At 74.4% G+C, this 26309-nt stretch carries 25 protein-coding genes; 19 read left to right on the top strand and 6 right to left on the bottom strand.

What is annotated here, in order from left to right; genetic code table 11:
- The first annotated feature begins 278 nt into the window (after positions 1-278).
- From ACFY15_RS29855 to ACFY15_RS29815, 9 genes are all read left to right on the top strand, one after another.
- Positions 279-965, top strand: a complete 687-nt coding sequence (locus ACFY15_RS29855) for a helix-turn-helix domain-containing protein (RefSeq protein WP_390690300.1) — start codon at positions 279-281, stop codon at positions 963-965.
- On the top strand, positions 962-1717 hold the full coding sequence (locus ACFY15_RS29850) for an HAD family hydrolase (protein WP_390690299.1): 756 nt from the start codon (positions 962-964) through the stop codon (positions 1715-1717). The genes ACFY15_RS29855 and ACFY15_RS29850 overlap by 4 nt, the downstream gene beginning before the upstream one ends.
- The gene (locus tag ACFY15_RS29845; RefSeq protein WP_390690298.1) at positions 1714-4113 is read left to right on the top strand and encodes a glycoside hydrolase family 65 protein; all 2400 of its coding nucleotides are present in this window, start codon (positions 1714-1716) and stop codon (positions 4111-4113) included. Before ACFY15_RS29850 ends, ACFY15_RS29845 begins: the two co-directional genes overlap by 4 nt.
- Before the next feature lie 91 nt (positions 4114-4204).
- Positions 4205-4654 (top strand): universal stress protein, encoded by a 450-nt coding sequence (locus tag ACFY15_RS29840; RefSeq protein ID WP_390690297.1) that lies wholly within the window; start codon positions 4205-4207, stop codon positions 4652-4654.
- A 131-nt stretch (positions 4655-4785) separates the two neighbouring features.
- Positions 4786-5283, top strand: a complete 498-nt coding sequence (locus ACFY15_RS29835; RefSeq protein WP_390690296.1) for a flavodoxin domain-containing protein — start codon at positions 4786-4788, stop codon at positions 5281-5283.
- A 38-nt stretch (positions 5284-5321) separates the two neighbouring features.
- Positions 5322-5918 (top strand): hypothetical protein, encoded by a 597-nt coding sequence (locus ACFY15_RS29830; RefSeq protein ID WP_390690295.1) that lies wholly within the window; start codon positions 5322-5324, stop codon positions 5916-5918.
- 105 nt (positions 5919-6023) lie between these two features.
- The gene (locus tag ACFY15_RS29825; protein WP_390826395.1) at positions 6024-6944 is read left to right on the top strand and encodes a universal stress protein; all 921 of its coding nucleotides are present in this window, start codon (positions 6024-6026) and stop codon (positions 6942-6944) included.
- Positions 6941-7798 (top strand): universal stress protein, encoded by an 858-nt coding sequence (locus ACFY15_RS29820; RefSeq protein WP_390690293.1) that lies wholly within the window; start codon positions 6941-6943, stop codon positions 7796-7798. Before ACFY15_RS29825 ends, ACFY15_RS29820 begins: the two co-directional genes overlap by 4 nt.
- 96 nt (positions 7799-7894) lie before the next feature.
- Positions 7895-9625, top strand: a complete 1731-nt coding sequence (locus tag ACFY15_RS29815; RefSeq protein WP_390826394.1) for a GAF domain-containing protein — start codon at positions 7895-7897, stop codon at positions 9623-9625.
- A gap of 36 nt (positions 9626-9661) precedes the next feature.
- On the opposite strand, the gene ACFY15_RS29810 is transcribed toward ACFY15_RS29815, so the two are convergent.
- Positions 9662-10321 (bottom strand): CBS domain-containing protein, encoded by a 660-nt coding sequence (locus ACFY15_RS29810; protein ID WP_390690291.1) that lies wholly within the window; start codon positions 10319-10321, stop codon positions 9662-9664.
- A 139-nt stretch (positions 10322-10460) separates the two neighbouring features.
- Positions 10461-11132, bottom strand: a complete 672-nt coding sequence (locus ACFY15_RS29805; protein ID WP_390690290.1) for a DUF4232 domain-containing protein — start codon at positions 11130-11132, stop codon at positions 10461-10463.
- A 768-nt stretch (positions 11133-11900) separates the two neighbouring features.
- Between ACFY15_RS29805 and ACFY15_RS29800 the strand changes: the two genes are divergently transcribed.
- The 3 genes from ACFY15_RS29800 to ACFY15_RS29790 all read left to right on the top strand — a co-directional run bounded on the left by ACFY15_RS29800 (position 11901) and on the right by ACFY15_RS29790 (position 15520).
- Positions 11901-12938 carry an NAD-dependent epimerase/dehydratase family protein gene (locus tag ACFY15_RS29800; RefSeq protein WP_390690289.1) on the top strand — a complete coding sequence of 346 codons (1038 nt, stop codon included), beginning with the start codon at positions 11901-11903 and terminating at the stop codon, positions 12936-12938.
- Positions 12932-14239 carry a DegT/DnrJ/EryC1/StrS family aminotransferase gene (locus ACFY15_RS29795; protein ID WP_390690288.1) on the top strand — a complete coding sequence of 436 codons (1308 nt, stop codon included), beginning with the start codon at positions 12932-12934 and terminating at the stop codon, positions 14237-14239. The genes ACFY15_RS29800 and ACFY15_RS29795 overlap by 7 nt, the downstream gene beginning before the upstream one ends.
- An 81-nt stretch (positions 14240-14320) precedes the next feature.
- Positions 14321-15520 (top strand): MFS transporter, encoded by a 1200-nt coding sequence (locus ACFY15_RS29790; protein ID WP_390690287.1) that lies wholly within the window; start codon positions 14321-14323, stop codon positions 15518-15520.
- Between the two features lie 10 nt (positions 15521-15530).
- Here ACFY15_RS29790 and glpK read toward each other — a convergent pair whose 3' ends face one another.
- Both glpK and ACFY15_RS29780 read right to left on the bottom strand, forming a co-directional pair.
- The gene (gene glpK / locus ACFY15_RS29785; protein ID WP_390690286.1) at positions 15531-17048 is read right to left on the bottom strand and encodes a glycerol kinase GlpK; all 1518 of its coding nucleotides are present in this window, start codon (positions 17046-17048) and stop codon (positions 15531-15533) included.
- A 38-nt stretch (positions 17049-17086) separates the two neighbouring features.
- A complete protein-coding gene (locus ACFY15_RS29780) occupies positions 17087-17935 on the bottom strand; it encodes an MIP/aquaporin family protein (protein ID WP_390690285.1) in 849 nt (282 codons plus the stop codon).
- 1052 nt (positions 17936-18987) lie between these two features.
- On the opposite strand from ACFY15_RS29780, the gene infA reads away from it, so the two are divergent.
- Positions 18988-19212, top strand: a complete 225-nt coding sequence (infA, locus tag ACFY15_RS29775; protein WP_390690284.1) for a translation initiation factor IF-1 — start codon at positions 18988-18990, stop codon at positions 19210-19212.
- Between the two features lie 179 nt (positions 19213-19391).
- Here infA and ACFY15_RS29770 read toward each other — a convergent pair whose 3' ends face one another.
- Positions 19392-20159 (bottom strand): helix-turn-helix domain-containing protein, encoded by a 768-nt coding sequence (locus tag ACFY15_RS29770; RefSeq protein ID WP_390690283.1) that lies wholly within the window; start codon positions 20157-20159, stop codon positions 19392-19394.
- A 428-nt stretch (positions 20160-20587) separates the two neighbouring features.
- On the opposite strand from ACFY15_RS29770, the gene ACFY15_RS29765 reads away from it, so the two are divergent.
- The 4 genes from ACFY15_RS29765 to ACFY15_RS29750 all read left to right on the top strand — a co-directional run bounded on the left by ACFY15_RS29765 (position 20588) and on the right by ACFY15_RS29750 (position 24039).
- Positions 20588-22000, top strand: a complete 1413-nt coding sequence (locus ACFY15_RS29765; protein WP_390690282.1) for a phenylacetate--CoA ligase family protein — start codon at positions 20588-20590, stop codon at positions 21998-22000.
- Entirely contained in the window at positions 21997-22950 is a 954-nt protein-coding gene (locus tag ACFY15_RS29760; protein WP_390690281.1) for a hypothetical protein, read from the top strand. Before ACFY15_RS29765 ends, ACFY15_RS29760 begins: the two co-directional genes overlap by 4 nt.
- Positions 22947-23462: a GNAT family N-acetyltransferase gene (locus ACFY15_RS29755; protein ID WP_390690280.1), complete on the top strand. Its 516-nt coding sequence runs from the start codon at positions 22947-22949 to the stop codon at positions 23460-23462. Before ACFY15_RS29760 ends, ACFY15_RS29755 begins: the two co-directional genes overlap by 4 nt.
- Before the next feature lie 178 nt (positions 23463-23640).
- Complete coding sequence (locus tag ACFY15_RS29750; protein ID WP_390690279.1) at positions 23641-24039, top strand: hypothetical protein; 399 nt, start codon at positions 23641-23643, stop codon at positions 24037-24039.
- On the opposite strand, the gene ACFY15_RS29745 is transcribed toward ACFY15_RS29750, so the two are convergent.
- Entirely contained in the window at positions 24014-24868 is an 855-nt protein-coding gene (locus ACFY15_RS29745) for a class I SAM-dependent methyltransferase (RefSeq protein WP_390826393.1), read from the bottom strand. The genes ACFY15_RS29750 and ACFY15_RS29745 overlap by 26 nt on opposite strands.
- Before the next feature lie 116 nt (positions 24869-24984).
- On the opposite strand from ACFY15_RS29745, the gene ACFY15_RS29740 reads away from it, so the two are divergent.
- Together ACFY15_RS29740 and ACFY15_RS29735 are read left to right on the top strand one after the other, a co-directional pair.
- Complete coding sequence (locus tag ACFY15_RS29740; RefSeq protein ID WP_390826392.1) at positions 24985-25737, top strand: IclR family transcriptional regulator; 753 nt, start codon at positions 24985-24987, stop codon at positions 25735-25737.
- A gap of 108 nt (positions 25738-25845) precedes the next feature.
- Positions 25846-26172: a putative quinol monooxygenase gene (locus tag ACFY15_RS29735; RefSeq protein WP_390690276.1), complete on the top strand. Its 327-nt coding sequence runs from the start codon at positions 25846-25848 to the stop codon at positions 26170-26172.
- Positions 26173-26309: the final 137 nt, after the last annotated feature.

The raw sequence follows: 26309 nt of genomic DNA, 5'->3' as shown, positions 1-26309 counted from the left end.
TGGAAGAGGCCGCAACCGACGAGTACCAGGGCGCGGTCGCTCTCGACCGGCCGGATTCCACCGTGGCATCCGCCACGGCGCGGCGGCGAGACCCGACCGGTCCCCGGGGAGGGGGCCGACCGGCCCAAGCGGGGCGCGGCCGGGCAGGAGCAGCCTGGCGGTGACCCCGTCCTTCACCCAGCACGAGAGGCCGCAGTCATGGGAGACGCCCCCGAGGCCGTGTCCGGCGGACCGCGGCGCGACACGGCCGCCCTACCGCTCCAGGAGCAGTGAGTGCCATGCAGAGTACGCCGAGCACCCATCCGCACCCGTCCGGAAGGACGGCCGGACGAACCGACCTCGGCCGCCGCCTGGCGGCCCGCCGTGAAGCCCTCGACCTGACCCGCGAGGAACTGGGCCGCAGGTGCGGAGTGGACGGCAATTACATCGCGTACCTGGAGGAACACGCCGCCTCGCCGTCCATCGGCACCCTCGTCCGGCTCGCCGACGTGCTCGGCGTCACGGTCGACGACCTGACCGGCGCCAACGCCGGCCGGACGCCCGGCCGGTCCACGGGCCGGCGCGACACGGCGATGGTTGCGCTGGACGAGGAGGAGTGCCGGGAGCTGCTGGGCACGCATGGCGTGGGGCGCATCGCCGTCTTCACCCCCGAAGGCCCGGCCGTCCTCCCGGTCAACTACCTGGTCGCGGGGACCGACATCGCGTTCCGCACCGCCGCGGAGGCCATCGCCGCCCGGGCGGCCGGGACGGAGGCCGCCTTCGAGATCGACAACATCGACGACGTCACGGCCGGCGGCTGGAGCGTCCTGGCCGTGGGCGAACTGAGGGCCGTCACGGCCGCCGAGGAGATCCGCCACCTGGCGGCCACGGCCCGCTCCCAGCCCTGGGCCGGCGGTCCGCGCAGCCACTGGATGAAGATCACCCCCCTCCGGCTCACCGGCCGCCGCGTCACGCACGGATCATGAGCGGCGTGGGAGCGGTCGTCTTCGACACCGACGGCGTGCTCCTCGCCACGGCGGCCCGCCACGCGGCCGCCTGGAAGGAGGCCTTCGACGGCTGTCTCCCCGTGTGGCAGCGGGTCGCCGCGGGACCGTCCCGGCCCTTCGACGCCGTCCGCGACTACCGGGACCTGGTGGACGGCAGGTCCCGCCTCGACGGGGTGCGCGCGTTCCTCGCCTCCCGCCGGATCGACCTGCCCCCGGGGACCCCGCAGGACGCGCCCGGATGCGCGACCGTCCACGCGGTCGCGGCCCGCAAGGAGCGGATCTTCTCCGAGGCGCTCCGGACCCACGGCGTCGAGGCCTACGACGACGTCCGGCCCGTGCTCCTGCGGCTGCGGGCGGCCACCGTGCGGTGCGCGGCCGTCTCGGCCTCGCGGCACGCGCGCCCCCTCCTGGAGGCCGCGGGCCTCCTCGGCCTCTTCGACGCCGTACTGGACGGCCGGGACGGCGGCCTGCTGGGCCTGCCGGGAAAGCCCGACCCCGCCCTCTTCCTGGAGGCCGCCGACCGCCTCGGCGCGGTTCCGGAGGGGACCGCCGTGGTGGAGGACGCCCTCGCCGGCGTGGAGGCGGGACGCGCAGGAGGGTTCCGCCTGGTCGTCGGAGTCGACCGCGACGGCGACCCGGGCAGGGGCGCGGCCCTCCTCGCGCACGGCGCCCACCTCGTCCTCACCGGCCTCGCGCCCCTGCCCGCCGCCCTTGAGGACGGCCGCCTGTGAACGCCCCTTGGCGCTGGGAATACCCCCGCTACGACCCCGGGACCGAACGGCTCGTCGAGGCCCTGTGCACCCTCGGCAACGGCCGTTTCGCCACCCGGGGTTCGGCCCCCGAGTGCGTCACGGACGACGTCCACTACCCGGGGACGTACCTCGCCGGCTGCTACGACCGGCTCACCTCCACCGTCGCCGGGCGGGAGGTCTCCAACGAGGACATGGTCCGGCTGCCGGACTGGACCGCCCTGCGGTACCGCTGCCTGCCCGACGGCGCGGCGCCCGGCGACTGGCTCACCCCCGACCACCCCGCCCTGCGCCACTGCCGCGTCTCGCTGGACCTGCGCTCGGGAACCCTCACCCGCCGCCTGCTCTTCCACGACGCCGAAGGCCGCCGCCTCGGCGTCACCCACACCCGCCTCGTCCACATGGGCGACCCGCACCTCGCCGCGCAGCGCACCGTCCTCAGCGCGTACGGCTGGCAGGGCGGGATCGAGGTCGAGGCCGTGCTCGACGGGGACGTCGCCAACGAGGGCGTGGACCGCTACCGGGCCCTGGCCGGACGGCACCTCGTCGGCCACCGGACCGGAGTCGAGGCGCAGGGCACGGCCTGGCTGTCCTGCGCCACCGCCGGCTCGCACCTGCGGATCGGGCTCGCCGTACGCACCTCGGCGCACCCCCTGGCCCCCATCGGCGCGGCCTGCACGGACACCGCCGCGCGGCAGACCCTCGTCCTGCCCGTCCGGCGCGCGCGGCCGGTCGTGATCGTCAAGACCGCGGCCCTGTTCACCTCGCTCGACCGCCCCTGGGGCGATCCCGTGGGGCGCAGCGTCGAACACGCGGGATCGGCGCCGGACTTCCCGACCCTGATGGCCTCCCACCGGGCGGCGTGGCAACGGCTGTGGAACGACGGGCAGGTGAGGGCGCCCGGCGGAAGCGGGCGGGCCCTGCGCCTCCACGTCTTCCACGTCCTGCAGACGCTCTCCCCGCACACCGCGGAACTCGACGCCGGCGTCCCGGCCCGAGGCCTGCACGGCGAGGCCTACCGGGGCCACGTCTTCTGGGACGAACTGTTCGTCCTGCCCTACCTCGCCCTGCACTTCCCCGAAACCGCCCGCGCCCTGCTGATGTACCGCCACCGCCGGCTCCCCGCCGCCCGCGAGACCGCCCGCCGCGCCGGGGCCAAGGGAGCCGCCTTCCCCTGGCAGAGCGGCAGTTCCGGATCCGAGGAGACCCAGCGGCTGCACCTCAACCCGCGCTCCGGCCGCTGGCTGCCCGACCACTCGAACCTCCAGCACCACGTGGGGTCCGCCGTCGCCTGGAACGTGTGGCAGTACGGCCGGGCCACCGGCGACACGGGGTTCATGCACGGGCCCGGAGCCGAACTCCTGCTGCACATCGCCCGGTTCTGGGCCGACACGGCGACCTGGGATCCCGGGACGGGCCGCTACCGGATCCGCGGCGTCGTCGGCCCGGACGAATACCACGACGCGTACCCGGACACCGACGCCCCCGGCATCGACGACAACGCCTACACCAACGTCACCGCCGCCTGGGTGCTCGCCCGCGCCCTCGACCTGTACGGCGAGCTCCCCGCGGCCCGCCGCGGGGAGCTCCTCGCGCAACTCGGCATGGACCAGGACGGCCTGCGCGCCTGGGAGGACGTCTCACGCCTCCTGTACGTGCCGTTCCACCGCGATGTGATCAGCCAGTTCCACGGCTACGGCGACCTCGCCGAGCTGGACTGGGAGGCGTACCGCGCCCGCTACCACGACATTCGCCGGCTGGACCGCATCCTGGAGGCCGAGGGCGACACCCCCAACCGCTACCAGGCCTCCAAACAGGCCGACACCCTCATGCTGGGCTACCTCTTCCGCCCCGACGAACTCGGCCGGCTGTTCGCCCGGCTCGGCTACCCGATGGACGAGGCGCTCTGGCGCCGGACGGTGGCCTACTACCTGGGGCGGACCTGCCACGGCTCGACGCTCAGCAGCCTCGTCCACGGCTGGGTCCTCGCCCGGCAGCACGGCGCCGACGCCTGGCGGTACTGCCGGGAGGCCCTGCTCGGCGACATCACCGACATCCAGGGCGGCACCACCGGCGAGGGGATCCACCTCGGCGCCATGGGCGGCACCCTCGACCTCGTCGAACGCGGCATCGTCGGCCTCGCCCCCGGCACCGACGGCCTGCACGTCGATCCCACCCCCCTGTACGAGGTGCCGGCCTCCTCGTTCTCCGTCTGCTTCCTCGGGCACCGGGACGTCCGCGTCACCTTCCGCACGGGCCGCATCGGCGTCAGGGTCCCGCCCTCCTCCCGGGGCCCCCTGCCCCTCGTCCTCCCCGGAGACCGGCGCGAGAGCGTCGCCGCGGGCCAGGAGAGGTGGTTCTCCCTGCGCAGGCGCTGAACGGCGGGGGCCGCGTCCGGCGCTTCCCCGTGTGGCGGTGTCCGAACGCCTCCGACACTGTGGAGGTACAGGTACGGGAAGGTGAGTCGGAATGGACAGGCAACCAGAGGAGACGCGGGTCGTGGTGGGCCTGGACGGATCGCCTTCGTCCCAGGCCGCGCTGCGCTGGGCGGTCCGGTACGCCGGCCTGGTGAACGGCAGGGTGGTGGCCGTCAGCGCGTGGGACGTGCCCGGGGCCGCCTCCTGGTCGGCTCCGGCGGTGGACACCGAGTTCGACGAGGAGGAGGCCGAGCGGAGCCTGGTCGAGGAGGTCCGCACGGTCCTCGGCCCGGAGGGCGCCTCCCGGGTGCACCAGCGCCTGGTACGGGGCAATCCCGCCGACGTCCTGGTGGACGCGGCCGAAGGCGCCGACCTGCTCGTGGTGGGCAGCCGGGGCCGGGGCGGCTTCCGCCGGGCCCTGCTCGGCTCGGTCAGCCAGCAGGTCGCCCTCCACGCCCCCTGCCCGGTCACCATCATCCGGCCGGACTCCGCCGCCGGGTAGCGCGGCGGGACCGGACGGGACCGGGGAGGACCGGATGGCCCCCTCGGGGAGCCGTCCGGCCCATGCGGCGGCGCCGCCGGCCGCGTGAGAGTGGGTGCAGACCCCGCCACGCGTACCCAGGAGGATCCGTCATGAGCACCAAGCGCGTTCTGGTCGCCTACGGCACCGAGTACGGCGGCACCGCCGGCATCGCGGAACAGATCGGCGAGACCCTCCGCGAGGACGGCCTCGAAGCCGTCGTGCTGCCCGCCGCCGACGTCCACGACGTCCGTGCCTACGACGCCGTCGTCCTCGGCGGGTCCCTCCGCGGCGGCCACTGGAGCAGCAAGGCCGCCCACTGCGCCGAGCGCAACGCGGACTCCCTCAGGCACCGGCCGGTATGGCTGTTCAGCAGCGGCCCCCTCGACCGCTCCGCCGAGGAGCACGACATACCCCCCGTCGCCGCCGTCGCCCGGCAGATGCAGCTCATCGGAGCGCGCGAGCACATCACCTTCGGCGGCAGCATCACGGCCCGGACCCCCGGGTTCCTCGCCAGGGCACTCATCCGGCAGGGCAAGGGCGGAGACTTCCGCAATCCCGAGCGGATCCGGACCTGGGCCCACCACATCGGCGCCGAGCTGGCCGCCTGAGCGGGCGGCCGACAGCGGACGCAGCACGGAGGCGCGTCATGGACCACCGTAGGCCGGGGGACCCGGCCAACCCGCTCCGCCGTGACGCCGACCGCGCCCGCACCCGTCTGCGCGCCACCTTCGTACTGGCCTGCCTGCTGGCCGCGGTCTTCGGTGCCGTGGTCGGACGGGGCGCCTGGGCGGCCGCCGAACGCGCCGCCGAGGAGACCGCACGCCACCGGCACTCCGTCACGGCCGTCACGGTCGGCGAGGCCGCCTACCGGGACGGGCCGGGGGAGAACACCCGCTCCCTGCCCGTGGCACCCGCCACCTGGAACTACCCGGCCCACCGCGCCCACACCGAGACCGTCCCCGTCCCCGGATCGACCCGCAACGGGGACACCGTCCGGCTCTGGGTCGACGACCACGGCAGCCCGGCCGCAGAACCCCCCGGCACGGCCGACATCGCCCTCAACGCCGTGGGCCTGGGCACCGGTGCCTGGGCCGTGCTCGTCCTCGCCGCCGGCGTCGCCGTCTACGCACGGCTGTGGAGCGTCGACCGGCACAGTGCGCAGGAGTGGGAGAGGGAGTGGGAGCAGGTCGAGCCGCACTGGTCCGGACGGCTGCGCCCCGGCCAGGGCAGCAGCGACGACTGAGGCCGTCGGCGGGGACCTCCGGCCCCGGCCGCGGTCCCGGGCGGACCTCCTGCGCCGGTGCCGGCGTGAAGGGTGTCCCTCATCGTGTTCTCGTTGGGAGGAACCGTGGAAAGCACATCCCGCACTCCGGACACCGGCCCGCTGGTCGTCGGTGTGGACGGTTCGGACGCGGCGCGCACCGCCGCCCTGTGGGCGGCCGCCGAGGCGGTGCGCCGTGACCGCCCCCTGCACGTCGTCCACGGGGCCGATACCGAAGGCACGGCCCTCCACCTGTCCGCGCAAGCCCTCGAACGGGTCCGCGCCGACGCACGGAGCGCCGGCCGGGAGCTCCTGGACGCGACGGCGAAGGCCCTGCGGGCCGAGCACCCCGGCCTCGACGTGACCACCGGGTTCAGCACCGCGGACGCCGTCGACAGCCTGCGGCGGGCCGCGGGCCCCCACGGCACCATCGTGGTGGGCCACCGGGGCCAGGGAGGGTTCGACTCCCTGATGCTCGGCTCCGTCGCCCTGGACGTCGCGGCCGCCGCCACGACGCCCGTCGTCGTGGTCCGCGGCACCGGAGGGGACGAGGGGACCGGCACCGTGCTCGTCGCCGTCCGCGACGTCCGCGACCTCCCGCACGCCCGCTACGCCGCGCGCGAGGCCGAACTGCGCAAGGCGTCCCTGCGCCTCCTGCACGTCTGGAACGTCCTGCACTCCGTCGGCCTGGTCGCCGGCACGCTCGGCGGCGTCGACGAGACCGCCGGGGCGCACGCCGCCGCCCTCACGGCCGTCGGGGACGCCGTCGGCGACGAGTTCCCCGAGCTGGAGGTGAGCGCCGACGCCGAGAAGGGCTTCTCCGTGGCGGGCGCCCTGGTCGAGGCCTCCCGTGCCGCCGACCTGCTCGTCATGGGCGGCCGCCGCGACCCCGGCACCCACCGGATCGCCCGCGGCCTGGGCCGCGTCACCCACCGCGTCCTGCACCACGCGCACTGCCCCGTCCTCCTGCTCCCCAGGCCGGACGGCGACTCCGGGAACGGGTCATGACCGGGCCCCGCGGGCACGCCGTCGTCGTCGGCATCGACCCGGCCGGGAACTGGCGCCTCCCCCTGGCCTGGGCCGCCGACGAGGCAGAACGCCGCCACCTGCCCCTGCGCCTGGTGCTTGCCGTGCCGCCGCGGCACGACACCCGGCACGCGGACGGGGCCCCCGGCCCGACGGCCCCCGCCCAGGAGGTGTCAGACAAGCTCGAAGAGGCCTGTGGCTGGGCACGCGGCCGGCAGCCCGAGCTGGAGGTCTCCGGCGAACTGCCGGCCGGGTTCCCCGCCGCCGCCCTGGGCCGCGCGGCCCATGAAGCCCGCATGGTCGTGCTCGGCTCCCGGCACCTCAGCCGGACGGCCGAGTTCCTCAGCGCCGGATCCACCGTGGTCCCCGTCAGCGCCCAGGCCGGCTGCCCGGTCGTCGTGGTGGGCGACGCCGAGCACATCAGCCGGCAGCCGCCCTACCTCGTCGTCGGCGTCGACGGCAGCCCGTCCGCCGGGGCGGCGCTGGCATTCGCCTTCGACGAGGCCGACCTGCGTGCCGCCACGCTCCGGGTCGTCTGCGTCTGGCAGCCGCCCGCCTTCTCCCCGCAGGACGGGGAGGCGGCCCTGCGGGCCCAGCGCGCCATGCTCTCCGAGGCCACCGCCGGACTGGCGGACAAGTACCCCGACGTGCGCGTCACGCACGAGGCCCTCACCGGCCACCCGGTCGAGGAACTCGGGCGGGCCGCCGAGTACGCCCTCGCCGTCGTCGTGGGCCGCCGCGGGTGCGGCGGCTACACCGGTATGCGGCTCGGGTCGGTCGTCCACGGCCTCCTGCACCGCGCGCACTGCCCGGTGATCACCGTACCGGGGCGGTGAGGCGCGGTACGGCGCTGTGTCGGAGGGGAAAACCGGGGCCGGCGGGACTACCGTGGAGGAAGGTGTTCTCCGTAGAGCCGTCGGCCGGAGGTGGACATGAGCGGAGAGGGCCAGTCCGCCCGGGCCGGGGTGCCACGGCTGCGGCTGGACGAGCTGCTCGACGAGCTACAGGCGCGCATCCACGAGGTCAGGGGGACCCGGGACCGGCTGAACGGCCTGCTCGAGGCCGTCATGTCGGTGGGCCGCGAACTCGACCTGCCCCAGGTGCTGCGCGGCATCGTCGAGGCCGCCGTGGTACTTGTGGACGCCGAGTACGGGGCCCTCGGCGTCATCGGCGACGACCGGAGGCTGGCCGAGTTCCTGCCCGTCGGCATCAGCGACGAGCTCCGCGCGCGCATCGGCGACCTGCCCTCGGGCCACGGCATCCTCGGCGAACTCATCCGCCGCCCCGAACCCCTGCGGCTGTCCGAGCTGTCCGAGCACCCCGCCTCCTACGGCTTCCCGGCCCACCACCCGCCGATGCACTCCTTCCTCGGCGTCCCCGTCCGCGTCCGCGAGGAGGTCTTCGGCAACCTCTACCTGACCGAGAAACGGGGCGGGATCGCCTTCGACGAGGAGGACGAGGCCGTCCTGTCCACGCTCGCCGTCGCCGCCGGCATCGCCATCGAGAACGCCCGGCTCTTCGAGGAGGTCCGCCTGCGCGAGCGCTGGCTGGCCGCCGGCTCGGACATCACCAGCGCCCTGCTCTCCGGCACCCGCCGGGACGAGGTCCTCGAAGGGATGCTGGAGCGGGCCAAGGACATCACCCGCGCCGACATGGGCGTCTTCTACCTCCTCGGCGCGTCCGGGGAGCCGTGCGGCTCCCTGGCCCTGGGGGAGGGGGCCGCGGCACACCGCGGCATCGTCCTGCCGAGCACCGCCGGGACCCTGGCCGAGGCCGCCCTGGCCGGGGACGGGCCGGTCACGGTCGCGGACGTGGCGGACGACCCGCGCGTCAGCGTCCAGCCGGAGCGGTGGGCCGGGTTCGGCCCGGCCGTGGCGGTCACCGTCGGCACCAAGGAGAAGCTCAGCGGGGTCCTGGTCCTTGCCCGCAGGCACGGCCGGGCGGCGTTCGCCACCGCCGAGGTCGCCGCCCTGACCGGGTTCGCCGGCCAGGCCGCCCTCGCCCTCGAACTGGCCGAGCGACGCCGCGACGCCGAGCAGATGAGCATGCTGGAGGACCACGACCGCATCGCCCGCGACCTCCACGACCTCGCCATCCAGCGCCTCTTCGCCACCGGGATGACCCTTCAGAGCGCCCAGCGCCTGGTCGACCACCCCGAGGCCTCCGAACGCCTCGCGCGCGCCGTGGACGACCTCGACGCCACCATCAAGATCATCAGGTCTACGATCTTCGGGCTCCGCGACCACGAGGCCTCCGGCGCCCTGCCCAAGCTGCGCTCCCGCACCGTCCGGGTCGTCGACGCGGCCGCCGCGGCCCTCGGCTTCGTCCCGGCACTGCGCATGGAGGGCCTGATCGACACCGACGTTCCGCCCGCGGTCGCCGACGAGGTCCTCGCCGTTCTCGGAGAGGCCCTGACCAACGTCGCGCGCCACGCCCGGGCCACCCGCGCGGAGGCCTCCGTCACCGTCGCCGGCGGGGTCCTCACCGTCACGGTGTCCGACAACGGCGTCGGCCCGCCCGTGGGCGGCCGCCGCAGCGGCCTGCACAACCTGGAGGAGCGCGCCGCGAGACTCGGCGGCGGGATGGAGGTCGGCCCCCGGCCGCAGGGGCAGCGCGGCACCCGGCTCACCTGGTGGGTGCCGCTCGCCCCGCCGCCGGGATGACGGCGGCCGGACGCAGGAGCCCGGCGGCGGGGCTGCTCACGGGCGGGTGCCGACGTCGTCCGTCTCCCACGCCAGGTGCTCCGTGACGCCGACGACGCCGTCGACGGTCCGGCACAGCCGCTCGACGACGGGGACGAGGCTCCGGAAGGGCACCACGCCGTGCAACGCCACCCGTCCGTCCCGGACGGCGGCGGACACGGCCGTCGGATCCAGGCGCAGGGTCCGGTCGAGGATCTCCGCGGTGATCTCCTGGCGGATGGCGTCGTCGTCGCGCAGGAAGATTCGCAGCAGGTCGCCGCGGGTCACGATGCCCACGAGCACGTCGGTGCCGTCGACCACCAGGAGCCGTTTGACCCGCTGGCTCTCCATGAGCCGCGCGGCCTCGGCGACGGTCCAGTCGGGGCGGGCGCAGACGGCGGGCGCCGACATCAGCTCCTCCGCCCTCGTGCCGGCGGCCTTGTCGCTCTCCCATGGCTCGGGGCGCGGCAGCGAGCGGAACCAGTCGCCCTGGTCGGCGGACTTCGGCAGCAGGTCGCCCTCGGAGATCACACCGAGCGGGTGGCCGGCGGCGTCGGTGACCGCCACCGCGGACACCCGGTGCTCGCCGAGCGTGCGCACGATGTCCTTGAACGCGGCGTGAGCGGGGACCGTGACCACCTCGCGGGTCATCAGCTCGCCCACTTCTCTGTGCCTCACCGTTGTCTCCTTCCGCCGGGGCCGCCGCCCGGCCGCCGGCGTCCGTCCCCTCCACACTGGCCTCCCCCGCCCACGGGGAGTAGGGCCGACCGGGCCCCGGACGGGGGCTGAGCGGCCCGAGCCCCGGGCCGCCGCCCGCCTAGAGGGTCTTGAACGAGTCGCGGGCGCTGACGTGGTAGAGCCCGACCTTCGGGCGGGCGACGGCGCCCGGCGCGGCCAGCGGCAGGCTGACGCCGTCCGCGTTGGGCATGTGGCTCGGGTCGGCCAGGATGTTGATCTCGTCGGCGACGGGACCGGCGGCACCCGACGGGTCGAGGTCCACGGCGGCGTAGGCGGTGGACCCGGGCCGGACCGGGTGCGCCGGTCCACCGATGCCCTCGGGGGGCGTCGCCTGGACGCCGAGGGCGGCGCCCTTGGCGCTGAACCCGACGGCCGGGTGGAGATCGAGCCCGCAGCTGGTCGAGCCGTTGTTGGTCACCGCGATGATGCGGACGGTGGCCGGGAAGCCCTGTTCGGAGGCGACCTTGACGATGAGGTTCCGCGCCGAGCACGGGTGGGTATAGGCGTAGGCCTCGTCCGTGCCCTTGCCGTCCGGGGCCGTCCGCGCCGCGCCGCCGGACGGCGTGGGGGCCGACGTCGGAGCGGGGGCGGGGGGCGGCGTCGGGGAGGCCTGCGGGGCCGTCGTGCTGCGGCTGGGAGCCGGCGCGCCGGCCGCTGCGCCGGTGGACCCGCCGCCCTGGCAGGCCGTCAGGGTCAGGGCGAGCCCGACGAGGGTGGCCAGGGCCGTGGAACGGCTCCGGTGGATGCGCATGGTGGATCTCCCCGTGTCGTACGTCCGGGGCGTGGGCCGCCCGGGTGTGATCCACTATGGCCCCCGCGGCCCGCGACGCGGACCTGGCCCGGGGTGCTGCGGGACGGCGTGTCGGCTCCGTCGGGACGGGGCCGGGCCGGGCACCCCGGGGGGCGGGGTGCCCGGCCCGGCGGGACCGGAGCCCTCATCGGGTTCCGGTTCTGGTGACCGCGACCGCCGTGGCCTTCGGAGCCCGGCGGGCGGACCCCGCACACGCGCGGGGCATGTGCGGGGAACCGTACGGTGTCCGGCTCACCGCCTCCGCGCCCTTCGGGCGGAAAGGCGCCGTCCTGGCCGAAAGGACGAGTCCGCCTGAATCGGCCATCCGGGCCCGGCCGTCGAGTGGTGCCGCCGCGCTTCCGGTTCGGGCGGAATCCCTCCGTCCGTGCTCGATCATCGCGAAAACAGACCAACTCCGCTCTTCTCGGTACCGCGCGGCCGGGCGGCGGGCAGTCTCGGCCACTCTCCCCGGCGCCCCTTGCGCCGACGGGGAGGAGCCGTGGTGAACTGGCAGAGCCGTAACCGATCAGGTGCGTGAGCGCCACTGCCGGTCCGGGCCAGGGTCGAACAGCACCGCCGCCTCGAGAGCGCACCGCCGGGTGTGCGGCAGGCGGGTGCGCCCCGGGAGACACCGGCCGGTGTCCACCCGCACCGCCTCCCCCCGCCTCCCTCCCGCCTCGCACCCCGCCTCGCATCCCGAATGGAGCGATCGTGCAGCACGGTCCCGACATGCCCGAAACCCCCTACGAGGAGGTGGCCGTCACCGGCGGAGCCGGTTTCGTCGGCCGGCACCTCGTCACGGCCCTCAGCCTGCTGTCCCGGAAGGTCACCGTCGTCGACCACGCCCCCCTCCCCGCCGAACTCGCGGCCCTGCCCGGCGTCTCCCACGTCCGCGCCGACCTGCGCGACTACGGCGAGACCTTGTTGGCCCTGCAGGGCGCCGACGCCGTGTTCCACCTGGCCGGCAACGCCAGCGGCACCGAGTCGGTCGCCGACCCCCGCCGCGACTTCCACCTCAACGCCCTGGCGACCTGCAACGTCGGCAACGCCTGCCTGGAACTGGGCGTGCGCCGCCTCGTCTACCTCTCCTCCGCCATCGTCTACGGCACCCCGCTGCGCAGCCCGATCCGCGAGGACCACCCCACGCAGCCCTTCCTGCCCTACGGCGCCTCGAAGCTCTCCGGCGAGCTGACCCTGCGCAGCCTGTACGCGACGGCCGGGCTGCCCGTCGTCATCGGCCGGTCCTTCGTCGTCTACGGTCCCGGAGAGGACCCGCGCCGGGCGGGCGGGGAGGTCTCGCAGTTCCTGCGCTGGCACCTCAACGAGCAGCCCATCCCGGTGGTCGGGGACGTCGACCGCAAGCGCCGCGACTTCATCCACGTCGAGGACCTGTGCCGGGCCCTGATCGTCCTGGCCGCCCGCGGCGCCGACGGTGAGACCTACAACCTGGGCACCGGCACCGCCGTCTCGATGCGGGAGCTGGCCGGCGCGGTGGGGACGGCGACCGGCCGCCCGGCACTGCTGGACGCCGACACCTCCAGCCTCGCGGACAGCTTCACGCTCCTGGCCGACGTCACCCGTCTGGCCGGACTGGGCTTCGCTCCGCGGGTCACCCTCGCCCAGGGGCTCTCCAGCCTGGCCGCCCTGCTCGGCCCCTTCCCCGAGACCCCCTCCGCCAGGGCGGTGTTCCGCCGCGAGGCCCCGGCCCGCAGGCGGCCGGCGCTGACGCCGGCCGGCACGGCCGGTGAGGAGGCCGGGGCGTGCTAGCCGTCGACGGGGGCTCCCCCCTCCTCTCCGCGCACGAGTCGGCCCCCTGGCCCTACATCGTCGACGCCGACCGCAAGGCCGTGCTCGACGCGCTGGACCGGGCGACCCCCTGGCACTGGCCGATGCGCACGGTGAACGACCTGGAGGCCGCCTGGGCCGAGTTCACCGGCATGCCCCACGTCCTGGCCGCCAACTCCGGCACGGCGGCCCTGCACATGGCGATCGCCGCCGCGGGAGTGGAGCCGGGCGACGAGGTGCTCGTCCCGGCCGACACCTTCCTGGCCTCGGCCTCCTGCGTGCTCCAGGCCAACGCCATCCCGGTGTTCGTCGACACCGACCTCGCGACGTTCAACCTCGACCCGGCCCGGATCGAGGAGCGGATCACCGACCGCACCCGGGCCGTCGTCGCCGTGGACCTCAACGGCCTGCCCGCCGACTACGAGGCCCTGCGGGCGATCACGGACCGGCACGGGCTCGTCCTCATCGAGGACGCCTCCCAGGCCCACGGCGCCGAGTACCGGGGCCGCCCGGTCGGTTCCCTCGGCACGATGAGCGGCGCCAGCCTCAACGGGTCCAAGACCCTCTCCGCCCTCGGCGAGGGCGGCCTGTTCGCGACCCGCGACGAGGAGCAGCACCGGCTGGCCCGGCGGGTGCTGATGTTCGGTGAGGAACTCCCGGGCCAGAGCCGCGACTACAACGCCCGCATCATGGGCTGGAACTACCGCATCGACGTCCTCGCCGCCGCGTTCGCCCGCTCCCAGCTCACCCGGCTGCCGCAGATGTCCCTCGTCCGGCAGGCCAACGGTGCCGCCCTCACGCAGGCCCTCGCCGGTGTGCCCGGCATCCGCCCGCCCGTCGTGCCCGAGGACCGCACGCACGTCTACTTCTTCTACCCGCTGCTCGTCATGCCCGAGGAGCTCGGGCTCGACGGCCTTCCCGTCGCCGCCTTCCGCGACGCGCTCGCCCGGGCGGTCAACGCCGAAGGCCTGCACATCATGCGCTGGCAGCCGCAGCCCGTCCCCGGGCAGACCCTCTTCCGCGAACTGCGCGGATACGGCCGGGGCTGCCCCTGGAGCTGCGGGCACGCGACCCCCGGACACCGCTACGATCCCGCGCAGTACCCCGTGAGCGAGGAGGTCTGCCTGCGCCGCCTGGTGCTGGGCCAGAGCTTCAGCTCGTTCGGCCCTCCCAATGACGTACGGACGATGCACCGCTACGCCGAGGTCCTGTACAAGGTCCTCGTCGAGGAACGGGAGGCGCTGATCGCCCTGACCCGGCGGACGGCCGACGCGGCGCGGTAGGCGGACGGCCGGTCCCCCCGCCGGGACGCGGGGGGACCGGCCGGGCACGGACCGGCACGAACGACGAAGGGGACGAGGTACATGCGCAACGAGCCCGGGACCGCGGCCGGACGCACCACGGCCTCCGCCCGCGGCCGGAGCCCGGGTCCGCGGGCGATGCGGGCGGCCGTCTGCGCGGTCTTCTTCGTCACGGGAGCCGCCTTCGCCACCTGGGCGGCCCGGGTCCCCGCCGTCCAGGACCGGCTGGACCTGTCCGCCGGGGAGCTGGCCGTGGCCCTCGTCGGTCTGAGCGGCGGCGCCTTCCTCGGGCTCCCGCTGGTCGGCGGCCTGGTCGCACGGTTCGGCAGCCGCACGGTCCTGTGCGTCGGCATGGCCGCCTATCTGGGCGCCCTCGTGAGCCTGCCCCACGTCCCCGGCCTCGCGGTACTGACGGCGGCCCTGGCCGTGTTCGCGTGCGGCAACACCGCCGTCGACGTCGCGATGAACACCCAGGGCGTCCTCGTCGAACGGGCCTACGGCCGCCCCGTCCTCGGCGGCTTCCACGCCATGTTCAGCCTCGGCGGCATCGCCGGCGCCACGGCGGGGGGCCTCGCGGCCGCCGCCGGGATCGGCATCCGGACGCACTTCACGGTGGCGGCCCTGGTCCTGCTGGTGGTGGCGGGGGCGGCGGCCACGGCCCTGGCCCCCGATCCGCCGCCGGCCGGGGGCCCGTCCCGGAGGGATCCGCTGCTGGCCCTGCCCGGGCCGGGCCTGTGGGTGCCGGGCCTCGTCGCGTTCTGCGCGCTGATGGGGGAGGGGGTCGTCAACGACTGGGGCGCGGTGTACCTGAAGGAGGAGACCGGCGCCTCGGCGGGCGCGGCGGGCCTGGGGTACGCCGTCTTCTCCGCGGGCATGGTCGTCGGACGCCTCAGCGCCGACCGGCTGCGGGCCCGCCTCGGGACGATCGCCTTCACACTCCTGTGCGCCGTGGTGGCGGGCGCCGGGGCCCTCGTCCCGATCCTCGCCGCGACGACGGCGGCGGGCTTCGTCGGCTACGCCCTGCTGGGCCTGGGGATGGCCGCGGTCATCCCCCTCGTCTTCGCCCACGCGGCCGCGCTGCGACCGGAACGGACCGGGTCCTCCATCGCCGCCGTCTCGGCGGTGGGCTACGTCGGCTTCCTCGCGGGACCGCCGGTCATCGGCGCGCTCGCGGAGGCGACGGACCTGCGGTGGGCGATGCTGGTGCTGCCGGCGCTGATGGCGGCGATGGCGGCGCTGGCCCCCCGCCTGCGCCGCCCCTGACCCGCTCCGCCTACTCCACCTTGGCCCAGTCCAGGGTGCGCTCCACGGCCTTCTTCCAGCCCGCGTACCCCTCGGCCCGCTGTTCCTCGGACCACTGGGGCTCCCAGCGCTTGGACTCCTGCCAGTGGGTGCGCAGTTCGTCCGTGTCCTGCCAGAAGCCCGTCGCCAGGCCCGCGGCGTAGGCGGCGCCGAGCGCGGTGGTCTCGGCGACGACCGGACGGCTGACCGGGACGCCGAGGACATCGGCCTGGATCTGCATGCAGAGGTCGTTGGCCGTCACGCCGCCGTCGACCTTGAGCACGTCCAGGTGGACGCCCGAGTCCTGCTCCATGGCCTCCACCACGTCGCGGCTCTGGTAGCAGATGGCTTCCAGGGTGGCCCGGGCCAGGTGGCCGTTGCCGTGGTAGCGGGCGAGGCCGACGATCGCGCCGCGGGCGTCGGAGCGCCAGTACGGGGCGAACAGGCCGGAGAAGGCGGGCACGAAGTAGATGCCGCCGCTGTCCTCGACGGTCGAGGCCAGGCGTTCGGTCTCCGCGGCGTCGGTGATGATCTTCAGCTGGTCGCGCAGCCACTGGACCGCGGAGCCGGTCACGGCGATGGAGCCCTCCAGGGCGTAGACCGCCGGCTGTCCCGCGAACTGGTAGGCCACGGTGGTCAGCAGGCCGTGCCGGGACCGGACCGGTTCGGTGCCGGTGTTGAGCACCAGGAAGTTGCCGGTGCCGTAGGTGTTCTTGGCCTCGCCCGGGGCGTAGCAGACCTGGCCGACGGTGGCCGCCTGCTGGTCGCCGAGCACCCCGGTGATGGGGATGGCGGCCCGCAGCGGCCGGGAGGTGCGGGCCTGTCCGTACGCCTCGGGGTCGGAGGAGGGGTTGATGGTCGGCAGCATCGACCGCGGCACGCCGAAGAAGCCCAGGAGCTCGTCGTCCCAGTCCAGGGTCTCCAGGTCCATGAGCATGGTGCGGCTGGCGTTGGTGACGTCGGTGGCGTGGATGCCGCCGTCGGGGCCGCCGGTGAGGTTCCACAGCACCCAGCAGTCGGTGTTGCCGAAGAGGGCGTGCCCCTGCTCCGCGGCCTCGCGGACCCCGTCGACGTTCTCCAGGATCCACTGGATCTTGCCGCCGGAGAAGTAGGTCGCCGGCGGCAGCCCCGCCTTGCGCCGGATCACGTCGCCCCGGCCCGAGCGGTCCAGCGCCGCCGCGATGGAGTCGGTGCGGGTGTCCTGCCAGACGATGGCGTTGTAGTAGGGACGGCCGGTGCGCGGGTCCCAGACGACGGTCGTCTCCCGCTGGTTGGTGATGCCGATGGCCGCCAGGTCGGTCGCGGAAAGGTTTCCGTGCCGCAGGGCGTTCTGGATCACGGAGTTGGTGCGCTCCCAGATCTCGACCGGGTCGTGCTCGACCCACCCCGAGCGGGGCAGGATCTGGGAGTGCTCCAGCTGGTGCCTGGCCACCTCGCTGCCCGCATGGTCGAAGATCATGAAACGGGTGCTGGTGGTGCCCTGGTCCACTGCGCCCACGAAGTCAGCCATGGGTTGCCGCCTCTCTAGGTCCCGAACTGCGGGTCGGCTCAGCTCTCGTCCGGTACCGGCACCCGTCCCGCGGGCTCCGGTTCGGCGGTCGGCAGGTACCGGCCGACGAGGAACTTGTACAGAGCCCCTCCCACCAGACCGCCGATCAGCGGGCCGACGATCGGCACCCAGAAGTAGAAGTTCCCGTACTGGTCGCGCCACGCCCCTCCGTAACCGGTGAGGAAGCTGGCCAGCCTCGGGCCGAGGTCGCGCGCCGGGTTGATGGCGTAGCCCGCGTTGGTGCCCCAGGCCATGCCGATCGCGACGACGATGAGGCCGACGATGAACGGGGCGAGGTTGGCGCCGGGGGGTGTGTTCAGCAGGTCCGTGACCGCGAGGATCAGCAGGAGCAGGATCGCCGTGCCGATGATCTGGTCGCGCAGCGCTCCCCATTCGGTGACCGGCAGGTTCGTGTTGCCGTTGGCCGGCAGTGTGGAGAAGACGCCCTGCGTCTTGATGGTGTGGGTGGGGTCCGCCTTCGCCAGCGCCTCGCTGTAGTTCCAGCGCACGACGAGGGCGGCCACGAACGCGCCGGCGATCTGGGCCACCACGTACGGGCCGACGCTCTTCCACGGGAATCCCCTGAACGCCGCCAGCGCGACGGTCACCGCGGGATTGAGATGGGCGCCGCTCAGCCGGGCGGCGACGTAGACGCCGAGGGTGACGCCGAGGCCCCAGCCCCAGGCGATGCTGTCGTGGTTGCCCAGCCCGCCCGGCGGATTGGTGAGGGCGCCGCCGGCAACCACCTGGGCCACCACGCCACAGCCGAAGAGGATGAGGATCATCGTCCCGGCGAACTCCGCCGAGAGCTCGCCGATCAGTCCCGATCTTTTGAGCCGCGCCGCCATGGGTGCCCGCTTCCCGCCGGCGAGAGACCGGCCGTCGACTGCCCCGAGTCTTCTAGCGACATCGTAAGTCCGGCGGGGGCATCGGGCGCGGGCACGGAACGGCGCCCCGGGGGAAGGGCGGAGGCTACGGCCCCTGTCGGCAGCCCTGTCCCGGGCGTGGCCGCGCAGGGCGGCGATTGCCGCGTCGAGGTCGTCCGTACGGGGCCGGTTGTGCGGAAGGCGGCCGAGAAGGGCGGCCATGCACCTCGCCCCTCCGGCAGCCCGCCGGGGGGCGCAGTCCCGGCGGACGTCGAGGACGACGAAGTCCGGCGCACCGCGCCGCCGGTCGGCGAGCCCGGCGAAGGTCGCCCGTACGCCCGGGGGTATCTGGGGGCCAGTGAAGCCCCCTTCCGGGGACGTGCGGGAATCCGCACCTCGGCTCCGCGGGCATAGGATCGGCGGCACCGGTCGGGCGCGGGAGAGGTGGGTGTGAGGGCGGACGGCGGCGACCCGCAGGGTCCGGCGCAGGAGATCCGGGCTGCCCTGGTGTGTTACCTCCCGGGGCTCAGGACGGAAGGCCGCCCGGGCGGGACGCGCTGACGGAGCGTCGGACCGGGGTGGGAGATCACACGCAGCATGCCCAGCGGACGGCCATGCGATAGACGCGAGTGGAAAACTCTTTCCGAATCGGGCCCGAGGCGGGTCACCGCGCGCAGGACGGTCGGCGGCGGGGGAGGAGCGGGCCGCCGCCGTCTGCGAAAACCGGTTGGGCGGAGGTGGGCCTCCCGGGTACGGTGCGGAACACCGTGGCAGAGCGCGAGGAGGTGGGACCCGTGAACGCTGTGGCGAAGTGGGTGCTCCCTCTCTCCCTCACGGTGTGCGACTGACCCAGGTGTCGTCGGGAGCGGTGCGGAGTCACCACCGGACGCCTCGAGCGGCAGTACGTCGTGTCCGCCGCCCCCGGCTCCGCCGCCGTGCCACCGCCCGCCGGGGGGCCTCGGGCTACCCGGAGACGGTCCGCCACTGACCGCCCCCATCGAGCCGTCCACCGAGAGACGAGAGACGAGAGACATTTGCCGAGAACAGCCAAGGGCATCGAAGTCGAAGGCACCGTGGTCGAGTGCCTGCGCAACGCGACCTTCAAGGTGCAGCTGCCCAACGGGCACCACGCGCTCGCGCACATCAGCGGGAAGATCCGGAAGAACTACATCAAGATCCTTCCGGAGGACCGGGTGCTCGTGGAACTGAGCCCGTACGACCTGACGCGCGGCCGGATCGTGTACCGGTACCGCAGCTGAGCGAGTGAGCGTGCGCCCGGCGTCCCCGGGCGCACGCCCCGGACCGCCACCGCGCTCGGAGACCGGCCCGGCCCGCGCGCACCGGCTGCGCTCCGGGCAGGCCGAAGCGGAGGGCCGCCTCCCCGGTGGGGGAGGCGGCCCTCCTCAGGACGTGCGCGGGTCCGGTCGGCCCGGCCGCCTCAGCGGCTCTGCTCGGCCGGAACCGCGAGGCCCTGCACGCCCCGGCCCACCGGCGGTCCCGTCCGGCGGGGCCGGGACGCGGGATCCGGCAGGCGGGCCAGCCTGGTACTGATCATCGACGCCGCGCGGCCGACGGCGTCGCACAGCGGGGGGATCAGCTGCGCGTCCAGGGCGGTCGCCGCCACGGCGGCCACCACCTGCCCGGACGCCGAGAAGACCGGAGCCGCCACGCACGACAGCGAATCCACGCACTGCTGGTAGTCGAACGCGAGCCCCCGCTCGCGGATCCCGGCCACCTCGCGCGCCCAGGCGGCCTCCGTCCACCCCGCCGGCCGCTCCGCCGCCGGGCCCGACGCCGCCAGGACCAGTTCGGCCGCACTGCCGGGCGGCAGCACCACCCCGGAGCGCAGCGGGAAGACCTCGTCCACCTCGCCCCTCATGCCCCCGACGACGGCGATCTGTCCCGCCTCGGACACCGACAGGCTCAGGCTCACCCCGCCTCCGCCGACCGCCGCGAGCTCCCGCAGCGGCTGGGCCGAGGCGGCCCGCAGTGCCCGCGCCGGATGCCAGGCCTGCCCCAGCCGGAACGTCCGCGGGCCCAGCCGGTAGCGGCCCTCGTGGCTCTGCACCGCGCCCAGGGCGACCAGCTGCCCGAGCAGTCGGTGGGCGGTGGCCTTGGGCAGCGCGGCATCGGTCGCCAGCCGTGTCAACCCGACCTCGTCGTCGTGCGCGAGTACCTCCATCAAGGCGAACGCGCCTTCCAGCACGCCGCGTCCCTCTGCGCCCGATCGCGCCATGAGGGTCCCCCTCTCATGCAGGGGTCCATCGAGCGGACGGACCCCACAATTCCCCGTTCGGACCAGGTCAGTTGGGATGTCGGAATGGTTCCCGTCACCCTCCGGTCCGCTGAATGGACCCGATCATTGCCCGCCCGGCGCAATCGCGCCACTGTGTTCTCCGTCAAGCGACGGAACGTTGCGGCTCCACCAGGAGTCCGGCGGCCGTCGACCCACAGCACACCTGAGGAGGCTCACATGAGCGCCATCAAGACGAGCGCCAAGCAGTTCAAGTACGTCATGGGTGCCATGACGTCGGTCTTCTTCTCCTACTGCTCCGTCAGCTGACGTAGAGCCGAAAAGAGGGGGTGGGGGCGGTTTCCGCCCCCACCCCCTCGCTACGCCCAAGGGAGGCATGAGTGCTGGAGACCGGTGTCCGGCAGGTACGGGTGGCGCTGTCCATGGTGTTCGGCCGACGGCTGAGCGCACGGACCGTGGAGCGGCTGGTCGCCGACGCCCTTGCCACGCTTGAGGAGTTCGGCTCGCTGGGCGACGACGTCGACGAACTGGCCGACGGGCCGTTCACCGACCCGGACGAGCGCCGGGAGCTGCAGAACCGCGCGCTCCAGCGGACCGTGCGCAAACTCGCCAAGCGCTCGCCCTTCTACCGCGAGCGGCTCGCCGGAGTGGACCTCGCGGGGCTGACCACCGAGACGCTCACCCGCATCCCGGTAACGCGCAAGGCCGACCTGATCGAACGCCCCGCCGACTTCCTGTGCAGCCCCCCGTACCTGGCGACGCAGACGACCGGCACCACCGGCCGTCCCGTTCAGATCTGGCTCTCCCGCTACGAGATGGAACTCTGGCCCGCGCTGATCGCGCTGTCCCTCGTCCTGCGCGGCGAACTCGGCCCGGGCGACCGGATGCAGATCAACCTCAGCTCCAGGGCGACGGCCGCCGTACAGGAGGACGTCGCGGTGTGCCGCCTCGCCAACGCGTCGTGCCATGTCGTGGGGCAGATTCCGCCGGACGAGTCCATCGAGCACCTGCTCGGCCGGAACGGCACCCAGCCCTCCATACTCACCGGCGCCCCCAGCTACCTGGGCCAGCTGGTTACCGCCGCACGCCAAAGCGGCTACGGCCCTGACGACTTCGGGCTGAGGGCGATCTACGGCGGCGGGGAGATGCTGTCGCGGAACCTGATGGACGCCTTGCGCGAGACGTTCGGGGCCGAGGTGGTCGGCGATGCCTTCGGCATGACCGAGCTGCTGCCCGTCGGCGGCCGTACCTGTAGTCGGCGCCATCTGCACATCGATCCCAACATGGGGTACACGGAGGTGCTCGACCTGGAGACGGGCGAGCCCGCCGCACCCGGCCGGCTCGGCGAGCTGACGGTCACGCCGTACTACCCCTACCGGGAGTGCATGCCCGTCCTGCGGTACAACACCGGTGACGTGGTCCGCGCCCTGGAGGAAGAGCCGGACTGCGAACTGGCGATGGTGCCCGCGGTCTCCTACATCCTCGGCAAGGCGGGCCAACTGCACCGCACCAGCGACGCCGTCGTGACCCCGCGCGAGATCGTGGAGGCGCTGGACGGCACCCCCGGGCTGCCGTTCCCGCTGCGCCACCGGGCAGCCGTCGGGGCCGACGGCCGACTCCATGTAGAGGTCGCAGCCAAGGAGGTCACCGCCGCCGAAGTGACCGAGCGGCTGCGGGCCCAGGGCATCGAGGCGGACGTCACGGTCCTGCCGCTCAGCGACGAGGAGGCCGCGCGGCGCTTCCCCCTCCGCTGCGACCTGTTGGAGCACACTTTCACCCGGAGCCCCGCATGACGGTCTTCTTCCAGCTCGCGGTCACCATGGCCCTGGCGCTCGCGGTGTGCGCCGGAGCGGTCAGCTACTTCCGTACCGTACGCGCGGCGAGGCCGCCGGTCGGCGTCTTCAACGGCCGCGACATCTTCGTGATCATGGGCTTCGTCCTGGCGCTGCCGTACGTCTACCTCGCGCTGCCCGGCGCTGTCCTCCCGGTCGTGCTCGCCCTCGTCTTCGCGGGCGGCCTGTCCGTCGGCTACCAGCCCGTCATCGGCAACGGACGGCTGCGCTGGGCGCTGATCGCCGTACTGATCGCCGGCGTGTTCGTCGCCCACCTGGCCTTCGGCGAGCTCGCCGCGCCGTACTGGATCGCCAACAGCTGCGTCGTCGGCCTGGTCGTCGTCTCCGCCACCAACCTCAACGTGCAGGGCGGCATGCGGCTGAGGAACGTCGCGTGGTTCCTGCTCGCGCTCACCCTCTATGACGCGTTCTTCGCCTGGGTCGTCCCCCTGACCGAGGAACTGTCCGAGGCCGTCCAGGGCTATCCGTTCGCCCCCGCGGCCGGGCTGCGCATCGGCGAGGACCTCGGCGCGGTGGTCGGCATGGGCGACCTGTTGGCCTACGCCCTCTTCACCACCACCGCGTACAAGGCGTACGGGAAGACGGGGCTGCGCACCGGGGTCGCGCTGGTCCTGCTCTTCGGCGCGGTGGCCCCGGTGGCCGCCCTGTACATCGTCGACGCGGTCACCGGGCACGCCCCGGCGGTGATCCCCGCCCAGGTCTTCTTCGGACCGGCGGCCTTCATCGGTTACCTGCTCCTGCGCCGCCGCGGCCCGGAGCGGCGGATGGCCGAGATCGTGTTCCGCCGCGACCGGAGGGGAACCCCGGAGCGTCGGCCGGCCCGCGCCGCCCGGGTCCCGGCCGCCGACCGATCCGGACCCGGCCGCTCCGGGGATACCGTGGCGCGATGACACGGATACGCGCCATGGGTCGGGCCGACATCGAGGCGGTCTCGACGATCCGGGTCCGGGGGTGGCGGGCGGCGTACGCCGGCCTGATCCCCCGAACCTACCTCGACGCCATGACGGTCGAGGACGACGCCGAGCGGCGCCGGCAGTGGTTCGCCCGGCCCGGCCGGACCTCGCGGGACCTCGTGGCCCTCGGCGACGGCGGCCCGGTGGGGTGGATCTGCCTCGGCCCCTGCCGGGACGAACTGCCCGACCGGGCCGGGGCGGCCGAGGTCTACGCCCTGTACGTCACCCCGGACCTGATCGGCACGGGCATCGGCCGGCGCCTCCTGGACGAGGCCCACGCCGGGATGAGGGACGAGGGCTTCACGGAATCGGTCCTCTGGGTCCTCGACGGCAACGAACGGGCCCGGCGCTTCTACGAACGGGCCGGCTACCGGCCCGACGGCGCGGCCCGGGACGACGACTACGACGGGACCGCCCTCACCGAACTGCGCTACCGGCGCCGGCTCTGAGCCCGCGGGAGGGCGGGGCGGTGTGGGGGCTTCCACCGCGAGCTCCGCGCCGGGACAGGTTGATTCCTGCGGGCCGGGACCCGAGGATGGCCGGATCGTGCGTACGCGCCGCGCCCGGGGGTACAGGAACCCGGCATGGAGGGGGCCCGTACCGGGTGTCGAGGACAGGGAGAGCGGTGTGAGGACGAACGTGATGGCCAGGGTGGTTCCGGTATTGCTGCTGGCAGGGCTGTTCATGGCCCCGCTGCCGGCCGGCGCGGTGGAGGCCCCCGCGGCCCAGCGGTCCGGGCCGGCCCACAGTGCGGAGGCGGCCAAGGCCCCGGCAGGAGCGGCGGCCGGATCCGTACGCCGGGCGGACGCCCCGGCCGGGCACACCTTGGCAGGGGCCGCCTCGAAGGACGTCTCGAAGGGCCTCTCGAAGGACGGGAAGAAGAAGTCCAAGAAAAAGAAGAAGAAGGGCTTCCTCGGGAAGCTGGGCACCGCCGCGCTGGTGGTGGGCGTCCTGTTCGTCCTGCTGATCGTGGCCGCCGTCATCGCCCTCGTCGTCGTGATCAGCCGCCGGCGCCGGCGGGCCTGACCTCCTCCGGCCGTGTCGCGGTGATCACATAGTAGTCGAGGAGGCCCTGCTCCCAGGCCCGCAGGAAGTTCCTCGGCCAGGTGCCCGGTTTCCACTGGGCGGACAGCCAGTGGTCCCAGCCCGGCCACACCGAGGGGCCGATGGACTCGCAGCCCACCCCCGTCAGACCCGACCGGGTCAGGGCGCCGGTCAGTTCGGAGGGCGGGCGGGCGATGTCCAGCCCGTCCGCGAAGGTGTCCAGCAGCTCCGCCAGCCGGGGAGCGGCCCCGGGGTCCGCCGCGAAGAAGCTGGTCACGGCGGCCCGGCCGCCCGGCCGCAGGACCCGGGCGGTCTCCGCGGCGAACCGTTCCAGGTCGTCGAAGTGCTGGGCGGCCTCCACGCTGTAGACGCAGTCGAACTCGCCGTCCCCGAACGGCATCTCCTCGGCGGCCCCGCGCACCAGCCGGAGCCGCTCGGGCCCGGGCCCGTCCAGCAGGCCGGCGTTGGCCCGGCGGGCCCGGTCCAGCTGCTGGGGATGGATGTCCATGCCGGTGACCCGGGCGGGGCCGTACTCCCCGACGGCCAGGGCGCAGCCCACGCCCAGCCCGCAGCCCACCTCCAGCAGCTGCCCGCCGGCGGGGGGGCCGGCGGCGTCCAGCACCCGACGGTACAGGTCCTGCTGGCTGCGGATCCGGTCGTCCACGCTGGGCGGGCCGTCGAGGTCCTCCGGCCGCCAGTAGCCGAAGTTGATGAAGCCACCCGCGAAGACGGGGACCGCACTGAGGTCGGCGGGACCGTACGTCTCGCGTACGGTGGCCCGCATCTCGCCGTGCCGGTCGGCTCGGGTCATGTGTGCACCTCCGTGCCCAGTGTGGCCGCACGGTGACGGTCTGTCGACGGTGCCTCCGTGTGCCCGGCGTAGGCTGGAGCCCGTCCTGCCGCCCACCACGGGGAACCACCAGCACCATGCCGCACACCGGTCCGCAGTCCCTCGACCGCGCGCTGGCCCTCGTCGACGCGGTGGCCGCCGCGCCCGGCCCGGTCAGCGCCAAGGCGCTGGCCCGACGCGCGGGCTGTTCGCTGTCCACCGCCTACCACCTCCTGGGGCCGCTCACCGAGCGCGGCTACCTGGCGCGGACGGCCCAGGGGTACGCACTGGGGCCCGCGCTGCCCCGGCTGCACCGCAGTTTCCTGCACCAGCTGGCCCCGGCCCCGGGGATGGCCGACCTCCTCGTCCGGCTGCGGCGGGCGACTGGCGGCGAGGCGTACTACACGGCGTACCGGGGCGGGGTGATCACCGTCGTGGACACCACGGCCCCCGTGACGGACACCGCCACCCCGTTCGCCCCCGGCCGCGAGACCCGTGCACACGCCACCGCCCACGGCAAGGCGCTCCTCGCCCGGCTGACCCCGCGGGCGCGGCGGCGCTACCTCGCCGAGCACGGGATGGCCCGGCTGACCCCGGCGACGATCACCAGCGCCGAGGCCCTGGAGGCGGAGCTGCTGCGGGTGCGCGTGGCGGGCTTCGCGGTGTCCGTGGGGGAGGCGGATCCGGCCTGGACCTGCGTGGGCGTCGCCCTGCCCCGGGCCGGCGAGGCGGCGGGGGAGGAGCCGGACGCGGTGCACGCGCTGTCGGTGTCGGTGCCCTCGCAGGAGTTCCGCCGGCGCCCGCAGGCGATCCGCACCGCGCTCGCGGAGGCGGCCGCGGGCGGGATCTGACGGGTCCCCGCGCGGCCGCCCCGCCGGGGGCCGCGCCCGGATTCCGGCCCTGCCGGAATGCCGGGCGTCGGGCGTGCACCGGCCCGCCCAGCGTGCCAGGCTGGTCGCATGATCTTCATCGCCGTCAGGTTCGACGTCCGCCCGGAGTACAGCGACAACTGGCTCACGCTCGTCGACGACTTCACCCGCGCCACCCGGTCCGAGCCGGGCAACCTCTTCTACGACTGGTCCCGCAGCGTGGACGACCCCAACAAGTACACCCTGCTGGAGGCGTTCACCGACGCCGAGGCCGGCGCCGCGCACGTCGCGTCGGACCACTTCAAGGCCGGCATGGAGACTCTGGCCGGAGCCATCGCCACCACCCCGGAGATCATCCACGTCGAGGTCCCCGGCCAGGGCTGGAGCGCCATGGCCGAACTGTCGCCCCGCGACTGACCCCGAGGACCGGCCCCGGGACGCTGTTGTGACGTCGCGGGGCGGACCCCCTGGCCGAAGACCGGCTGTGTGGTGACTGCCCCGTCGTCACGGTCGCTTCCGTGGCGGCGGCGGTCGTTCCGGCCGTCCAGCAGGTG

This window comes from Streptomyces sp. NPDC001373 (assembly GCF_042895815.1).
Classification (GTDB): Bacteria; Actinomycetota; Actinomycetes; order Streptomycetales; family Streptomycetaceae; genus Streptomyces.
Note: the sequence above shows the minus strand (reverse complement) of the source record. Positions and strands in the feature narration are given on the sequence as shown.

Excerpts from the sequence above, each read along its gene's own strand:
- ACFY15_RS29855 (WP_390690300.1), top strand. The coding sequence starts at position 279 with ATGCAGAGTACGCCGAGCACCCATCCGCACCCGTCCGGAAGGACGGCC.
- ACFY15_RS29850 (WP_390690299.1), top strand. The coding sequence starts at position 962 with ATGAGCGGCGTGGGAGCGGTCGTCTTCGACACCGACGGCGTGCTCCTC.
- ACFY15_RS29840 (WP_390690297.1), top strand. The coding sequence starts at position 4,205 with ATGGACAGGCAACCAGAGGAGACGCGGGTCGTGGTGGGCCTGGACGGA.
- ACFY15_RS29835 (WP_390690296.1), top strand. The coding sequence starts at position 4,786 with ATGAGCACCAAGCGCGTTCTGGTCGCCTACGGCACCGAGTACGGCGGC.
- ACFY15_RS29830 (WP_390690295.1), top strand. The coding sequence starts at position 5,322 with ATGGACCACCGTAGGCCGGGGGACCCGGCCAACCCGCTCCGCCGTGAC.
- ACFY15_RS29820 (WP_390690293.1), top strand. The coding sequence starts at position 6,941 with ATGACCGGGCCCCGCGGGCACGCCGTCGTCGTCGGCATCGACCCGGCC.
- ACFY15_RS29815 (WP_390826394.1), top strand. The coding sequence starts at position 7,895 with ATGAGCGGAGAGGGCCAGTCCGCCCGGGCCGGGGTGCCACGGCTGCGG.
- ACFY15_RS29805 (WP_390690290.1), bottom strand. The coding sequence starts at position 11,132 with ATGCGCATCCACCGGAGCCGTTCCACGGCCCTGGCCACCCTCGTCGGG.
- ACFY15_RS29800 (WP_390690289.1), top strand. The coding sequence starts at position 11,901 with ATGCCCGAAACCCCCTACGAGGAGGTGGCCGTCACCGGCGGAGCCGGT.
- ACFY15_RS29790 (WP_390690287.1), top strand. The coding sequence starts at position 14,321 with ATGCGCAACGAGCCCGGGACCGCGGCCGGACGCACCACGGCCTCCGCC.
- glpK (WP_390690286.1), bottom strand. The coding sequence starts at position 17,048 with ATGGCTGACTTCGTGGGCGCAGTGGACCAGGGCACCACCAGCACCCGT.
- ACFY15_RS29780 (WP_390690285.1), bottom strand. The coding sequence starts at position 17,935 with ATGGCGGCGCGGCTCAAAAGATCGGGACTGATCGGCGAGCTCTCGGCG.
- ACFY15_RS29760 (WP_390690281.1), top strand. The coding sequence starts at position 21,997 with ATGACGGTCTTCTTCCAGCTCGCGGTCACCATGGCCCTGGCGCTCGCG.
- ACFY15_RS29755 (WP_390690280.1), top strand. The coding sequence starts at position 22,947 with ATGACACGGATACGCGCCATGGGTCGGGCCGACATCGAGGCGGTCTCG.
- ACFY15_RS29745 (WP_390826393.1), bottom strand. The coding sequence starts at position 24,868 with ATGACCCGAGCCGACCGGCACGGCGAGATGCGGGCCACCGTACGCGAG.
- ACFY15_RS29740 (WP_390826392.1), top strand. The coding sequence starts at position 24,985 with ATGCCGCACACCGGTCCGCAGTCCCTCGACCGCGCGCTGGCCCTCGTC.
- ACFY15_RS29735 (WP_390690276.1), top strand. The coding sequence starts at position 25,846 with ATGATCTTCATCGCCGTCAGGTTCGACGTCCGCCCGGAGTACAGCGAC.